Here is a 14,399-nt window from a genome sequence, read left to right as displayed (position 1 = left end):
TCCCCCGGATTCCGGCTCCCTCATCTCTCTCATCGTTCGACCACCAGGTCGCTGGTCGGCCTGGCGCAGCAGAGCAGCGTCATGCCGGCGTCGATCTCGCGCTGGCGGATGCCGCCCTGGTGCTTCAACTCGACCGTGCCGGAAACGAGCTTCGACTTGCAGGTGCCGCACAGGCCCTTGGTGCAGGAGGAGGGCAGGCGGACGCCGGCGCGGCGGGCGGCTTCGAGCACCGGAACGCCTTCCGGACAGTCGATGACGCGGCGTGTCTTCGAAAACTCGACGCGATAGACCTTTCCGACCGGCATGACGGCCTCGGCTTCGCGCACGGCCTCCTGCTCGGCGCCGGAAAGCTTGGCGAAATCAAAGCTTTCCTCGTGATGGCGGGTCATGTCGAAGCCGGCATCGGCGAGCATGGCGCGGACTGCCGCCATGAAGGGGGCCGGGCCGCAGACGAAGATCTCGCGTGTTAACCAGTCGTTAGCCATAAGGTGCAGCATTGGTAGCGTCAGCCGGCCGCGATAACCGCCCCAGGCTTCGCTGCCGCTGTCGGCCTCGCAGAGGGCGGCGAAGTGGAAGCTTTTCGACTGCCGCGCCATCGTCTCCAGCTCGCTGCGAAAGATGATGTCGGCGGGCGAGCGGGCGGCGTGGACGAAGACAATGTCGCGCGGCTCAGCGAGGTCGTGGAACGTGCGCGCCATCGACATCAGGGGGGTGATGCCGCTGCCGCCGGAGAGAAACAGGTATTTCTCCGCCGGATGGTTCAGGCAGCTGAACTCGCCCATCGGGCCGATCGCCTTGACGGTCGCGCCGGGCCTCAGATGATCGTGCAGCCAGTTCGAGACCGGGCCGCCGGGCACGCGCTTGACGGTGATCGAGACGAGGTTGGGGCGGGTCGGTGCCGAGGAGATCGTGTAGCAGCGATGGATCGCCTCGCCGTCGATGTCGAACTCGAAGGTCAGGAACTGGCCGGGCCGGTAGGCGAAGCGATGCTGCAGGCGGGGGGCGAGCAGGAACGTCTTGACGTCATGCGTCTCGTCGCGGACGGCCCGGCAGACGAGGATGTCGTCGCTCTCGCCATTCCAGACCGGGCCGCCCTCCAGAAGGCGGGCGACCGGGTCCTGCAGCAGGGCGCCATTGCCATCCGCCATCGTCACCGCCCGAGATGCGCGGCCATGCGGCCGACATACCAGCGACAGAATTTTTCGACGAGGAATTCGGTGTGCGGCGAATAGCGGCCGGGCTCGTAAGCGGGGCTGCGCGCGCCCTGCTGGGCATAGCCGACCAGGGCGCTGTCCTGTGCGTTGGTGGCGCTCCAGACCTCGGTGAGGTTGGCGAGATCGTAGTCGACGCCCTCGACCGCATCCTTGTGCACAAGCCATTTCGTGCGCACCCGCGTCGTGCCGGCATCGACCGGCATCACGCAGAAGGTGACGATGTGGTCGCTCATGAAATGGTGCCAGGAGTTCGGCTGCGTCCAGAACGACAGCGCGCCGTGATTGGCGCGGGTGAACTGGCCGAGCAGCTTGCGGCTCGCGCGCTTGGTGTCGAGCGTATGCGCCTCGCCGGCGCCGTCGAGCGGCAGCCGTTCGGTGCGGAAGCCGGTGATGCGGCTGTCGAGCCGCTCGATCTCGCGCGAGGGCAGGCCGCTTCCCTCCCAGTCGGCGTGGCTGTCCCGCACCAGGCAGGCATAGCGCTCGGCCTGGGCGCGGTCCTGCTCGTCCATCTCGTCCGGCGCGAAGCCGAAGCCATAGGCGAAGAGCGGCACGGTCAGTTCGGGATGATTGCCGGCGCAGTGGTAGCACTCGCGATTGTTCTCCATCGCGAGCTTCCAGTTGCCCTGCTCGATGATATCGCTCTCGAAGGCGATCTTGGTGTTGGCGATGTCGTGCGGGGCGATATAGGGGCCCATCTCGCGCGCCATCTCGTCGAAATCTTCCGGCGGCTCCTCGGCGAGGCAGAGGAAGATCAGTCCTTGCAGCGAGCGGACATGCACTCGCTTCAAACCGTGGCAGGTCCGGTCGAAATCGGCGCCCATATGCTCGGCATGGATCAGCGCGCCGGAGAGGTCATAGGTCCAAGCGTGGTAGCGGCAGACGATGTTGCCGACGGTGGTCTTCTCGTCATGCAGGATGCGCGCGCCGCGATGGCGGCAGACATTGTGAAACGCCTGGATGCCCATGTCGTCGTCGCGCACGACGATGACCGAATAGCGACCGATATCCACCGTCATCGCGTCGCCGGGCTCCGGCACGTCCGGCTCGACCCCGACATAGATCCAGTGCCGGCCGAAGATCAGCTCCATGTCGGCGGCGAAGATCTCGGGGCTGACATAGAAGGGCGCATCGAGGCTGTGCCCGGGCCGGCGATTGCGGATCAGCGCCTTCAGCGGTGTTTCGGGACTGTCGAGCATCGGCTCAGCTTTCGTGAAGGCGGACCCTGGGTCCCGCTCATTCTGCTACCCGTCCTGCCGTCCCATGCGTGCCGGAACGACATCTTCTCGCCGGAAGGCGACACGCTCAATCGCCATGAAAGTCCCGCGCCGCTTCCAGCAGGAAGCCGTGCACATAGGGGGCGAAGGAGCGCCAGCATTCGACCCGGTAGGTCGGCGCGTCATCCTCGCGGATCAGCACGATTTCCGCCTTGCCCAGCAGGGTGCGGGTGGCGAAGCCGGCCGGGAACGCGGCGGCCGACAGGTCGAGCGGGCAGCCGGCATTGAGCACATCGACAGCATGGTTGCCACGAACCGCGATGCCGACATTGCGGTGGCTGATCTCGACCAGCGCATGGAACCTGTCGCCGAGCGCTTCCGCGATTTCGGCGGCGATGGCGTCGGCGTCCGCCGCTTCGCCGATCAGCAGCCATTCGTCGGGGCCGAGCTGTATCGACCGGCGCGGACCCGGCGAGGCGCGGTTGATGGCGAGGTCGAGCGGGAAGCCCGCCACCGCGCCCAGTTCGGCGGCAAGCGCCGGCCGCAGCCGCAGCGCGAAGCGGGCGGCGTCGGGGAGCGGGGTGATCTCCGGTGTTCCAGTCGAGGCGGACGCGGTCAGCGCCGCGGCGCGGGTGGCCCTGGCGATGGTCTCAAGCATGGACGCGTTCTCCCGCGGGATCGAAGAAGGCCGGCGCGGTTACCGTCGCCTTGGTGAAGCTGCTCGGCGTCGTCACGAAGACATCGCTGCCGATGCGCGCGCGGCCGCCCTCGACCAGCGCCAGCGCGATCGAGCGGTCGCAAGCCGGGCTCCAGTAACTCGAGGTGACATGGCCGAGCGCATGGATCGGGATCGGCTGGTCGCGGTCGGCGACGATCTGCGCGCCCTCGTCGAGAAGGAGGGTCGGGTCGTCGGCCAGGATGCCGACCAGTTGCTTGCGGCCAGGCGCGACCAGATCCGGACGTGCCAGCGAACGCTTGCCGACGAAATCCGGCTTGGACTTGGCGATCATGCCGGCAAGGCCGAGATCGTCCGGCGTGACCGTGCCGTCGGTTTCCTGCCCGATGATGACGAAGCCGCGCTCGGCCCGCAGCACATGCATGGCCTCGGTGCCATAGGGCGTCAGCCCGAACGCCGCGCCTCGTGCAAAAATCGCTTCCCAGACCGCGCGGCCATAATCGGCGGGCACGTTGATCTCGAAGCCGAGTTCGCCGGTGAACGAGACGCGGAACAGCCTTGTCGGCACCCCGCCGATGAAACCGGTCCGCACCGCCATATGCGGGAAGGCGTCGTTGGAAAGGTCGATGCCGGTGACCAGCGGCGCGATCAGGTCGCGCGCCTTCGGGCCCTGCACGGCGATGACGGCGAACTGCTCGGTGGTCGAGGTAAGGAAGACCTCCAGCTCCGGCCATTCGGTCTGGAGATAATCCTCCATATGGGCGAGCACGCGCGGCGCGCCGCCGGTCGTGGTGGTGACGTGGAAGCGGTCGGGCGCCAGCCGGGCGACGACGCCGTCGTCGAGGATGTAGCCATCCTCCTTCAGCATCAGCCCGTAGCGGCAGCGGCCCGGTTCGAGCTTCAGCCAGCCATTGATATAGATGCGGTTCATGAACTCGGCCGCATCGGGGCCGACGACTTCGATCTTGCCCAGCGTGCTGGCGTCGAAGATGCCGACATGCTCGCGCACCGCCGCGCATTCGCGCGCCACTGCTTCGCGTATGTCCTCGTCGCCGCGTGGAAAATACCAGGCGCGCTTCCAGAGCCCGACATCCTCGAACCGCGCGCCCTGTTCCTCGGCCCAGCCATGAATCGGCGTTTTTCGCGCCGGGTCGAAAAGGGGACCGCGCGATGGGCCGATCAGCGTGCCGAAGGTGACCGGCGTATAGGGCGGGCGAAAGGTGGTGGTGCCGACCGCGGGCAGGGGCTTGTCGAGAATGCCGGCGACGATGCCGAGCGCGTTCATGTTCGAGCTCTTGCCCTGGTCCGTCGCCATGCCTGTCGTGGTGTAACGCTTGACGTGCTCGACGGATTCGAAGCCCTCGCGGACGGCCAGGTGGATATCCTTTGCCGTGACGTCGTTCTGGAAATCGATGAATGCCTTGATGCGAGCGGGGTCGGCGTCGGTGGGCAGCACGCGAACGGGCCAGAAGCCGGTCGACGTCGGCGTGGCCGCGAAGGTACGGCTGGCGCTGTTTCCGGCGGCGGCGGTGCCGGCGGCAAAGCCTTCGGCGAGGATCTCGGCGAGATCGTAGCGGCCATTGGCGGCGCCGGCCGAGCGGGTTGCCTGGACCGGTTGATCCGGCACGAAGGCATCGAGCGCTGGGTTGAAGCGCAGCTTGCCGCGCGACTGCGAGAACAGATGCACCGAGGGCGTCCAGCCGCCCGACATGCCGACACAATCGGCGGCCAGGATTTTCCGCGCGCCGATCTTGCCTTCCGGGGACACTGGCGCGACGGCGAGGCCGGTGACGCGCCTGGTGCCGGTCGCGGCCAGGACGGTGTGGCCCGTCAAGGCCGGGACGCCCTTTGCGCGCAGCGCGGCCAGTTCCGGCCCGCAATCGCTTTCGGGCCGGATATCGACCAGCGTCACGTCGAGCCCGGCATCGGCCGCGTCGAGCGCCGCCGCATAGGCCGAGGCGCCGTTAGTGACGAAGACGATCCTGCGGCCGGGGGCGACGGCATAGTGGTTGACGAAGGCGCGCACGCTTTCCGCCAGCAGAATGCCGGGGCGGTCATTGTCGGCGAAGACCAGCGGCCGCTCATGCGCGCCGGTCGCCAGCACAACCTCGCCGGCGCGGACCTGCCACAGTCTTTCGCGCGGCAGGTGGGCGGGGGCGTCTGCGAGATGGTCGGTGATGCGTTCGGCGAGCGCGACGTGATTGTGGTTGTAATAGCCGAAGGCGGTGGTTCGCGGCAGCAGCGTGACGTTGCTTCGCGCGCGCAATTCGGCAAGCGCTTCCGCCATCCATTCCTGCGCTGCCTTGCCGTCGATGAGCGAGGTCCGGTCGTGCAGCAGCGTGCCGCCCATCTCCGCCTGCTCGTCGGCGAGGATGACGCGCTTGCCCGTCCCCGAGGCGGCGAGCGCCGCGGCGAGGCCGGCGGGGCCGGCGCCGACCACCAGCACGTCGCAATGGGCGTGGCGGTTGGCGTAGCGGTCGGCATCCGGCTCGCTCGGCGCCCGGCCGAGACCGGCGGCGGCCCGTATCTTCGGCTCGTAGACGCTGTCCCAGAACCGGCGCGGCCACATGAAGGTCTTGTAGTAGAAGCCGGCGACGAAGACGGGCGACAGCACGTCGTTGATCGCGCCGACGTCGAATTCGAGCGACGGCCAATGGTTCTGCGATTGGGTGACGAGCCCGTCGCGGGCCTCCGCCACCGTGGCGCGGTTGTTCGGGTCGATCTTGCCGGGGCCGCGATCGACCGAAAGCAGGGCGTTCGGCTCGTCCGAGCCATGGCTCAGGAAGCCGCGCGGCCGGTGATATTTGAACGAGCGGCCGACGAAATGGATGTCATGCGCGATGAGCAGCGAGGCGACGGTATCGCCGGCAAAGCCCGTCAGCGTCCTGCCATTGAAGGCGATCGAGACGGGCTTCGACCGGTCGATGCGGCCCCCCCGGGGCAGGCGGTTGCGGCCGGCCATCAAAGGCTCCCTCCGCCGGCCGGCTTTTCGCCCATCCTGTAGCTCTCCAGGATGCGGTCGCTCACCGTGTCGCGCAACGCATTGAACCAGCGCTGGCAACCATGCGCATGGTTCCAGCGCTCGGCCATCAGGCCCTTCGGATTGGTCCGGTAGAACAGGAATTCGGCCCAGGCCTGATCGTCGATCGCCTGGGGATCGCGGGGACGGGCGATATGCGCCTCGCCGCCGCCGCGAAATTCGATCTCCGGCCGGTCGCCGCAATAGGGGCAGGGAATGAGCAGCATCTTCGGGCCCCTCTTGAGGGTGGAACTGACGCTTCACCTCTCCCGGAGGGAGAGGTCGGCTCGAAGAGCCGGGTGAGGGATTAGGGAACTCTCCGGCAAGGCCGTAAACCCTCACCCGCCGGTCCTCGGCCGTCGACCTCTCCCTCAGGGAGAGGTGAAGAATGGCTCTGGTCTTTCAAGGTTTGCATCCTGCCCTAATGCGCGACGGCGGCGGCGGCCGCTTCGTCGATCAGCCGTCCGGTGCGGAAGCGATCGAGGGTGAAGGGGGCGTTGATCGGGTGCGGCTCGCCCTTGGCGATGGTCCAGGCGAAGACATTGCCGGAGCCGGGCGTCGCCTTGAAGCCCCCAGTACCCCAGCCGCAATTGACGTAGAGGCCGGGGATCGGCGTCTTGCCGATGATGGGCGAGCGGTCGGGTGTCACGTCGACGATGCCGCCCCAGCTGCGTAGCATCCGCATCCGCGAGAATTGCGGGAACAGTTCGCAGATCGCGTCGAGCGTATGGATCGGAATGTGCAGCCCGCCCTGCTGGCTATAGGAGATGTATTGGTCAGTGCCGGCGCCGATCACCAGTTCGCCCTTGTCGGATTGGGAGATGTAGGCGTGCACGGCGTTCGACATCACCACGCAGGGAAAGGCCGGCTTCACCGGCTCGGAAACCAGCGCCTGAAGCGGGAAGCTTTCGAGCGGCATACGCAGCCCGGCGCGCGCCATCACCACGCTGGTGTGGCCCGCGGCGACGACGCCGACACGCTTTGTGGCGATGAAGCCCTTCGAGGTCTCGACCCCGGCGATCGCGCCGCCGGCATCGCGGCGGAAGCCGGTGACCTCGCAATTCTGGATGATGTCGACGCCCATCGCGTCGGCGCCGCGCGCATAGCCCCAGGCAACCGCGTCATGCCGCGCCACGCCGCCGCGTCGCTGCAGGGCCGCGCCGACGATCGGATAGCGCAGGTCGGGCGAGATGTTGAGCGGCGGACAGAATTCCTTCGCCTCGTCCGGCGTCAGCCATTCATTGTCGATGCCGGCCAGGCGATTGGCATAGACATGGCGCTTGAAGCTCTGCACGTCGTGGCTGTTATGCGCCAGCATCAGCACGCCGCGCTGCGAATACATGACGTTGTAGTTGAGCTCCTGCGACAGCCCGGCCCAGAGCTTCATCGCATGCTCGTAGATCGCCTCGCTCTCCTCATAGAGATAGTTGGAGCGGATGATCGTGGTGTTGCGGCCTGTATTGCCGCCGCCGAGCCAGCCCTTCTCGATCACCGCAATATTGGTGAGGCCGTGTTCTTTCGCGAGGTAATAGGCGGTGGCGAGGCCATGGCCGCCGCCGCCGACGATGACCGCGTCATAGGCCGCCTTCGGCTCGGGCGTGCGCCATTGCCGCTCCCAGCCCTGATGGGCGTTGAAGGCTTCCGAGATCAGCGATTTCAGCGAGAAACGGCGCATGGGGAACCCCGATTACCGGCCGAGCTTGGCGCGAAGCCGGCGGCCGATCTGGTGCGACAGCGACGCGAATTTGAGGTTTTGCGACGGCGCGCCGCCTTCCTTCAACCTGGTCCAATTCCAGAGTGTATTGACGCCGTTCCCGCGGGCGGGGATCATCGATCCCGGATCCGGCAAGACTTCGAAAAATTCAACAAGACTTCGAAAAATCGGGCAGCCGGCAGGGAAATCGCCATGCAGAAGCCGGTCGAGAGATCGACGATGCCCGTGTCGCTGATGCCGGTCGCCGAGGCGCCGCGCGTCTATGGCTTCATGCTGGTGCCGCAGTTCTCGATGATCGCCTTCACCTCGGCGATCGAGCCGCTGCGCCTGGCAAACCGCGCCGCCGGGCGCGCGCTCTACGAATGGCGGCTCTATTCGCCGGATGGCCGGGCGATCGAGGCGTCGAACGGCGTCGCCGTCGCGGTCGATGGCGCCTATGCCGAGGCGGGCGGGCTCGCGGCGGCGATCGTCTGCGCCGGGCTGGATGTCCAGACCCATGGTCATCGCGAGCTGATGGCTGTGCTGCGCCGGCTGGCTTCGTTTGGCGTCGGCATCGGCGCGGTCTGCACGGGAACATACGTACTTGCCAAGGCGGGCCTGCTGGATGGGCATGCGGCCACGATCCACTGGGAGAATTTTTCCAGCCTGGCCTCGGAATTTCCCGATCTCGATCTGAGCCAGGAACTGTTCGAGATCGACCGCAACCGTTTCACTTGCGCGGGCGGCACGGCGGCGGTCGACATGATGCTGTCGCTGATCGCCGGGCATCACGGGACGGACATCGCCACCGAGGTCACCGACCAGCTGATCCACCATAGGGTCCGCGACGCGGCCGAGCGACAGCGGATGGATCTGCGCGCCCGGCTCGGCGTCGCCCATCCGAGGCTGCTCGCCGTGGTGGCGCTGATGGAGCAGGCGATCGAGCGGCCGCTCACCTGCCAGGAACTGGCGGCGAAGGCCGGCTGCTCGACGCGGCAGCTGGAGCGGCTGTTTCACAAATATCTCGGCCGCTCGCCGACCCGGCACTATCTGACGATCCGGCTGGAGCGGTCGCGCGAATTGCTGCGCCAGACCAGCCGGCCGATCCTCGCCATCGCCGTCGAATGCGGTTTCGTCTCGGCCTCGCACTTCTCGAAAAGCTATGTCGAGCATTTCGGCCGCACGCCGCGCGCCGAGCGCAACGCGCTGCGCAGCGGAATCCCCGTGCGCGCCACCGGCTAGTCTTTCGCGCCCTCGTCGGCCTTCCTCGGCCACCTATATCGGAACGGGTCGCACATCCGCGCGTTGCGGACGAAACAGGCACGAGAGGAGATCGACATGAGACACGCATCCCTGGCGCTCGCGGCGTCGATCGTAACCCTGGCGCTGGCGGTCCCCGCGCAGGCGCAGGACGCCGGCAGCATGACCTTTTTCGTCACGAGCGCCGGCTCGGTCAAAGGCGCGGATCTGGGCGGGCTCGATGGGGCCGACACGATCTGCCAGACGCTTGCCACCAAGGTCGGCGCCGGCAAGCGCGCCTGGGATGCCTATCTCTCGACGCAGGAAGCCGATGGCAAGCCGGCGGTGAATGCGCGCGACCGCATCGGCAAGGGCCCCTGGCAGAACGCCAAGGGTGTCGTCATCGCCAAGGATGTCGCCGACCTGCACAGCGACGCCAACAATCTGAACAAGGAGACCGCGCTGACCGAAACCGGCGCTACGGTGAACGGCCGCGGCGACACACCGAACACGCATGACATCCTGACCGGCAGCCAGCCGGACGGCACCGCCTTCCCGCCCGGCGAGGACAAGACCTGCGGCAACTGGACGAAGGGCGGCGTCGATGGCGCAGCCATGCTCGGCCATCATGACCGTGTCGGCATCAACGACAGCGCGCCGATGAAATCCTGGAATTCGTCGCATCTGACGCGGGGCGGCTGCAATCAGGCTGCCTTGCAGAGCACCGGCGGCGCCGGGCTGCTCTACTGCTTCGCCACGAACTAGGCGCGATGCCGAAACGTCGAGGCGATCACGCTCCGTGATGAGGGGGATGGTCGCGTTCGGCGGTTCGCTAGAAGTGGTGCAAGGGCCTATTGGCCTCGCCGTGTCGCGCTGGCACCTCGCCCCGCGCGGACGTCTCTTCAAACAGCGATGGCGAGTGCCGGCGGATCAATCTGCCTCGGCCTGCCGGTGGCAGCTGCTGCCGGGCGTCAAGGCGGATGGCTCGGTCAGATTGTTGAACAACAGGGCATCGGCGGCCTGTCGCAGCGACTTCTGGACGGCGGGGTCGTCGGCCTGAGCGGCAAGCTCAAGGCACTCCATCGCTTGTTTTTCGCGATCGGAGATCATTGGCGTTCCTCCTCTTTCGGTAGGCGGGAGCGCAATTCTCTCTCAGCCACTGGCAGCCGAGGCCTCTATGCCAATGGTGCAGTAAGTATGGAGTCCAAAGCGATGAAAGTACAGACCGAGCGAATCAGTTTGTAAGGGATTGCATCAATGGCGGGTGCCGGAATGGTTCAAAATTTGAACTTGTTCGATCTTGGGAATGAGTTCGCTGTCGTAGATCTGGCGCTGATCTTCGTCGAGAGCGGTGACGCCATTCTCGATCACCAGCTTGATGATGCGGTGTGCGTTGGAGCGCCGGCCGATCTGACCTTCATCCACCAAACGATCCAAGGCTGCTGTGAGAAAAATTCGTCGCGACATATTCCGACCACCCTGTCGAGAAGAACCAGAATAAAGAATCTGCCTCCTTCGAGATTCGGTCAAGCGGTGGTATGGAACCGTTCTGGGCCATTCTCCCTCATCCACAACAAGTTGGGCGATTGCGTCGCATCGACCGTTGACGGATTTTCGTGTCGATGCCTCATGCAAACCAGTCATATGTCGGTCGGAACGAAGGATAGCATTGATGAACAAGAAACTTACGGCGCTGCGGGCTCGTCTGGTCGAAGCACAGCAGAAGCTGATCACCCAGGCGGTGGATGCCGGCGGGCTGCCGACCGATGGCGCGCTGCGCAAGATCTCCGATCTTGAGAATGCGATCATGGCCGTCGAGCACATGATGGAAGACGTCGGCCACGGCAAGGGCTGAGCCGAGCCGCGTTAGAACGCGCGAAGCGGGCTGCAGCGTCGCGCCGGTTCTCGTTGCAGTCGATGTCGTCCCCGAAGCGCGGCTGCCCCCGGCGCGCCGCTTCGAGGGCGCCAGCTTTAATCGATACGGCGGGCGAGGCGTTTCGACGCGATCAGGCGATAGCTGCGCTCAAGCAGCGCCGCGATCTCGGCCCAGTCGGGATCGTCGTCGACGCGGATGCCGACCCATCCCCTGTGACCCAGATAGGGCGGCACGAAGAAGCGGTCGGGATCGGCGCCCACCAGGATCGACTGGCTGCCATCCGGCGCCTTGAGCCAGACCGAGGCGCGGCCATCGCCGCGCTTGAGCATGGCGAAGATCTTGCCGCCCACGCGAAAGGTCGGATCGCCCCACGCCTCCTGCTCGGCCGCTTCCGGCAGGGCCAGGCAGAGTTTCCGCACTCGATCGATCGGCTGGTCCGGCACGATGGCGCGCTCCGGCGTTCGGATCAACGTTCGCCCAGATAGCTGAACAGGGTCTGCTTCCACCAGTCGCTATGGACGTTGTCGAGCAGGGCGACGTCGATATTCTTGCGCAATGGGCTGCCCAGTGGCAGGCCGATGCCATAATTCTGCGGGTCAAAGACGATGTCGAGCACCTGGATCGACGACGAATAGTGTTGCAGCACAATCCAGGCCAGCAGCGGCTTGTCATAGACGAAGGCGTCGATTTCGCCGGCCTTCAATGCCTTGAGGCCGTCCTCGGCGGAAGCATAGCCCCGATATTTGATGCGCTGGGTCTTCAGATAATCGACGCTCGAGCTATCCGAGATCGCACCGACCCGGATCGACGCCAGATCGTTCACATTGGTGACGATCCCCTGCAGGGCGCTGGTGGTCAGCGCCGAGGTAACGCCGGCCGTGAATACGGCGATGGCGATGATCGAGACGGCCATCCAGAGAATGGCGAGCGACCGTCCGGCGAGCGTAATCGGCGTGTGGACGCCGGTGCTGGCCTGCGTCATCGCCTCGGCCGACCACCAGATCGACGCCCCGATGCCGCGCGCCCCGCCGAAATGCTCGTTGCGGCCGCGCTCAAACACCCAGATCAGGAAGCCGACCAGCAGCGCCAGGCCGATCAGCGCGCCGACGGCCTGCAGGAAGCCGAGCGACAGCATGGAGCGGAGGATAACCGTCCAGCGCGACCCCTCGGTGAGCGAGACGGCGATGCCGAGGCCGGTGCGATAAAAGGGCTGGCTGAAATCGAGGATCTCGGCCCGCGGACCGGTAATCGTCAGGGCCGCGACGGCGGCGTCATATTTGCCGGAGGCCGTGCCATCAATCAGCGCTTCGACGGTCCGTTCCTCGACGAGGCGATATTTGACGCCGAGTTTGTCGGCGATGCGCTGCCACAAGTCGATGCTGATGCCGGTCCAGACGCCGTCGGTGCCCTTGATCGCGAAAGGCGCGGCCTGCTTGGTGCCGATGACGAGTTCGCGGGCCGGGCCCGGGGGCGGGATCTCCTGCGCCGAGGCGCCTGCGATCCCCAGCGCCAGCCAGAGGCCTGTCAGTAGCGTGAAGAGGACCCTGAGCATCGCCGGTCACCATTTCCTGGATCGGCATGCGAAGACGCGGCCGATCTCCCGCCCGGTTCTAGCGAAAGCGGTCAGGATATCCAGTGCCTTTGTGGCGTCAACGCCCGCTCGAAAAGCGGCGCGATGGCTTCGTTTTCTCGAGGCAAACGACCGCATGGGCCATAACGGACCCTGCCATGACGCCGACAGGAGCGCGACACGCCAAGCGCCGCCCTGCGGGTGTCCGATCGCGGCCTTGCACCATGACCTCGAAACGCCCGCGCCTCAGGTCGTATCCGGGCCGGTGTGGTCGTTTCGGGCTCGCTCATCAGAAAGCGATGCGGCATTATTATATTCAACGATTCGAGGACTATGTCCCTAACCTTGAACGCCACCGGAGAAGGTCAGTGTTGTTTCCCCGATTTCGCTCCAAGGAACGCGATGTTCGCAGCGACGTCGAGCGTCTGACCTTGGTGCAGAATTCCATTGCCAAGGTAATTGGCGAGGTCGAGCAGGAATTGGCGGGCCTGACAGCCCGGATCGAGGATGCCCGCGCACGCGCGGCATTTCTCTATGGCGACATGATCGAGGGGGAGTCCGACGACAATGCCCGCGACGCCGCCATCCTGGCCGATGCGGAACGGATCCTTGTTCGCGGCGATCGCCGGATCGAGGAGATCCACCACAATCTCTCTTTCCTGATCGACCTGCGCCACCGCATGACGGCCGAGACCGAGCGGTTGCAGGCCTACGCCGCCGAGGGCGAATAGTAGCCGTATTTGCGTCCGGCCCCGGCCGGAGCCGGGGCCTTGTCCTGTCGGTGCGGGTTCAGTCGACCCGGCCGCGCGCCGCGACGGCGATGGTTTCGACGACGTGGTCGCCCGACACCAGATTGACGTGATCGAACAGGTTCGAGACCGGGCAGGCGTGGTTGGGCAGGATGCGCAGCCGCTCGCCGACTTCCGGCTTCTCCGCCGAGGCCGAGAAGTCGATATTGCCGTGTTCCTCGCTGAGGCCGTAGATCACGGCGTCGGGATAGCCGAGCACCATGCCGTAGCCGTTCTGGCCCAGCAGGTCGCTGGTCAGCGCCTTGGAGCCGGCATCGATGATGGCGCGGTCCTCGGTCGGGCGGCTGACGACGGTGACGAGCACGTTGAGCGCGCAATCCTCGACGGTTGCCACGCCGCGCGAGACCAGCGAGCGATCGTAATAGATGTAGGTGCCCGGGCGGTATTCGGTGGCGATCGTCGTCTCATGCGCGCGCCAGATGTCCGGCGTGCCGCCGGTCGAGATCGTCCTGGCGGGCAGGCCGGCGGCGGCCAGCTTCTCCGCGGCTTCTTCCAGCCATTTGCGCGCGCCGGCGGCGTCGCCGGCCGGCGGATAGGTCATCAGCCCGCCGAAGACGAGACCGCGCTTGCTGGCAATCAGGCGGGCGAGGGCGACCGCATCATCCGGCGTCTGCACGCCGCAGCGGCCCGCGCCGGTGTCGCACTCGACCAGGACAGAGAGCGGCGCATCGGCGCTGTCGGCGAAGGTCTCGGCATAGCCTTCGACGACGAAGGCGCTGTCGGCGGTGACCGCGAGCGTGACGCGTTCGGCCAGTTGCTTCAGGCGGTAGAGCTTTTCCGGCGCCAGGATGTTGTAGGGCAGGAAGATGTCCTCGATGCCCGCGTCCGCCATGACCTCGGCCTCGCCGAGCTTCTGGCAGGTGATGCCGATGGCGCCGAGTTCAAGCTGGCGCTTGGCGAAGAAGGGCAGCTTATGGGTCTTAATATGCGGCCGCAGGCGGACGCCGTGTTCATCGGCGAAATCCTGCGCCTTCTGGAGATTGGCGTCGGCCCGGTCGAGATCGACCAGGACGCAGGGGGTCTGGAGCGTATCGATATGTCTCGGCATGATGTCCTCGCCATGTCGCCGGCCGGCGAATGGATGTTGAT

The 14,399-nt window shown here is 66.1% G+C and carries 16 protein-coding genes; 4 read left to right on the top strand and 12 right to left on the bottom strand.

Features of this window, described 5'->3' with window-relative positions; genetic code table 11:
• Nucleotides 1-29 precede the first annotated feature (29 nt).
• From ABIE08_RS10730 to ABIE08_RS10700, 7 genes are all read right to left on the bottom strand, one after another.
• Entirely contained in the window at nt 30-1,148 is a 1,119-nt protein-coding gene (locus ABIE08_RS10730) for a hybrid-cluster NAD(P)-dependent oxidoreductase (RefSeq protein ID WP_354550880.1), read from the bottom strand.
• A gap of 2 nt (nt 1,149-1,150) precedes the next feature.
• Nucleotides 1,151-2,410 (bottom strand): aromatic ring-hydroxylating oxygenase subunit alpha, encoded by a 1,260-nt coding sequence (locus ABIE08_RS10725; RefSeq protein ID WP_354550878.1) that lies wholly within the window; start codon nt 2,408-2,410, stop codon nt 1,151-1,153.
• Between the two features lie 106 nt (nt 2,411-2,516).
• Complete coding sequence (locus tag ABIE08_RS10720) at nt 2,517-3,086, bottom strand: sarcosine oxidase subunit gamma (RefSeq protein WP_354550877.1); 570 nt, start codon at nt 3,084-3,086, stop codon at nt 2,517-2,519.
• Nucleotides 3,079-6,066: a sarcosine oxidase subunit alpha family protein gene (locus tag ABIE08_RS10715; protein ID WP_354550876.1), complete on the bottom strand. Its 2,988-nt coding sequence runs from the start codon at nt 6,064-6,066 to the stop codon at nt 3,079-3,081. Before ABIE08_RS10715 ends, ABIE08_RS10720 begins: the two co-directional genes overlap by 8 nt.
• Nucleotides 6,066-6,350, bottom strand: coding sequence for a sarcosine oxidase subunit delta (locus tag ABIE08_RS10710; RefSeq protein WP_354550874.1), 285 nt, complete (start codon nt 6,348-6,350; stop codon nt 6,066-6,068). The genes ABIE08_RS10715 and ABIE08_RS10710 overlap by 1 nt, the downstream gene beginning before the upstream one ends.
• Before the next feature lie 194 nt (nt 6,351-6,544).
• Nucleotides 6,545-7,798, bottom strand: a complete 1,254-nt coding sequence (locus ABIE08_RS10705; protein ID WP_354550873.1) for a sarcosine oxidase subunit beta family protein — start codon at nt 7,796-7,798, stop codon at nt 6,545-6,547.
• A 12-nt stretch (nt 7,799-7,810) separates the two neighbouring features.
• Nucleotides 7,811-7,954: a hypothetical protein gene (locus ABIE08_RS10700; RefSeq protein ID WP_354550872.1), complete on the bottom strand. Its 144-nt coding sequence runs from the start codon at nt 7,952-7,954 to the stop codon at nt 7,811-7,813.
• Between the two features lie 75 nt (nt 7,955-8,029).
• Here ABIE08_RS10700 and ABIE08_RS10695 point away from each other — a divergent pair, with 75 nt between their 5' ends.
• Together ABIE08_RS10695 and ABIE08_RS10690 are read left to right on the top strand one after the other, a co-directional pair.
• On the top strand, nt 8,030-9,058 hold the full coding sequence (locus ABIE08_RS10695; RefSeq protein WP_436409518.1) for a GlxA family transcriptional regulator: 1,029 nt from the start codon (nt 8,030-8,032) through the stop codon (nt 9,056-9,058).
• Nucleotides 9,059-9,154: 96 nt separating this feature from the next.
• Nucleotides 9,155-9,820, top strand: coding sequence for a hypothetical protein (locus ABIE08_RS10690; protein WP_354550871.1), 666 nt, complete (start codon nt 9,155-9,157; stop codon nt 9,818-9,820).
• 165 nt (nt 9,821-9,985) lie between these two features.
• Here the strand turns inward: ABIE08_RS10690 and ABIE08_RS10685 are convergent, their stop codons facing one another.
• Both ABIE08_RS10685 and ABIE08_RS10680 read right to left on the bottom strand, forming a co-directional pair.
• Complete coding sequence (locus ABIE08_RS10685) at nt 9,986-10,165, bottom strand: hypothetical protein (protein WP_354550869.1); 180 nt, start codon at nt 10,163-10,165, stop codon at nt 9,986-9,988.
• Between the two features lie 144 nt (nt 10,166-10,309).
• A complete protein-coding gene (locus tag ABIE08_RS10680) occupies nt 10,310-10,522 on the bottom strand; it encodes a hypothetical protein (RefSeq protein ID WP_354550868.1) in 213 nt (70 codons plus the stop codon).
• Between the two features lie 205 nt (nt 10,523-10,727).
• Here ABIE08_RS10680 and ABIE08_RS10675 point away from each other — a divergent pair, with 205 nt between their 5' ends.
• Nucleotides 10,728-10,910: a hypothetical protein gene (locus ABIE08_RS10675; protein ID WP_354550867.1), complete on the top strand. Its 183-nt coding sequence runs from the start codon at nt 10,728-10,730 to the stop codon at nt 10,908-10,910.
• 116 nt (nt 10,911-11,026) lie between these two features.
• Here the strand turns inward: ABIE08_RS10675 and ABIE08_RS10670 are convergent, their stop codons facing one another.
• The gene (locus ABIE08_RS10670; RefSeq protein ID WP_354550866.1) at nt 11,027-11,401 is read right to left on the bottom strand and encodes an MmcQ/YjbR family DNA-binding protein; all 375 of its coding nucleotides are present in this window, start codon (nt 11,399-11,401) and stop codon (nt 11,027-11,029) included.
• Nucleotides 11,398-12,483 carry a transporter substrate-binding domain-containing protein gene (locus tag ABIE08_RS10665; protein WP_354550864.1) on the bottom strand — a complete coding sequence of 362 codons (1,086 nt, stop codon included), beginning with the start codon at nt 12,481-12,483 and terminating at the stop codon, nt 11,398-11,400. The genes ABIE08_RS10670 and ABIE08_RS10665 overlap by 4 nt, the downstream gene beginning before the upstream one ends.
• 386 nt (nt 12,484-12,869) lie before the next feature.
• Here ABIE08_RS10665 and ABIE08_RS10660 point away from each other — a divergent pair, with 386 nt between their 5' ends.
• Nucleotides 12,870-13,232 (top strand): hypothetical protein, encoded by a 363-nt coding sequence (locus ABIE08_RS10660; RefSeq protein WP_354550863.1) that lies wholly within the window; start codon nt 12,870-12,872, stop codon nt 13,230-13,232.
• A gap of 58 nt (nt 13,233-13,290) precedes the next feature.
• Here ABIE08_RS10660 and ABIE08_RS10655 read toward each other — a convergent pair whose 3' ends face one another.
• Nucleotides 13,291-14,358, bottom strand: coding sequence for a D-TA family PLP-dependent enzyme (locus tag ABIE08_RS10655; RefSeq protein WP_354550862.1), 1,068 nt, complete (start codon nt 14,356-14,358; stop codon nt 13,291-13,293).
• Nucleotides 14,359-14,399 lie beyond the last annotated feature (41 nt).

It is taken from the genome of Kaistia defluvii, assembly GCF_040548815.1.
In the GTDB taxonomy this organism is placed as follows: domain Bacteria; phylum Pseudomonadota; class Alphaproteobacteria; order Rhizobiales; family Kaistiaceae; genus Kaistia; species Kaistia defluvii_A.
Note: the sequence above shows the minus strand (reverse complement) of the source record. Positions and strands in the feature narration are given on the sequence as shown.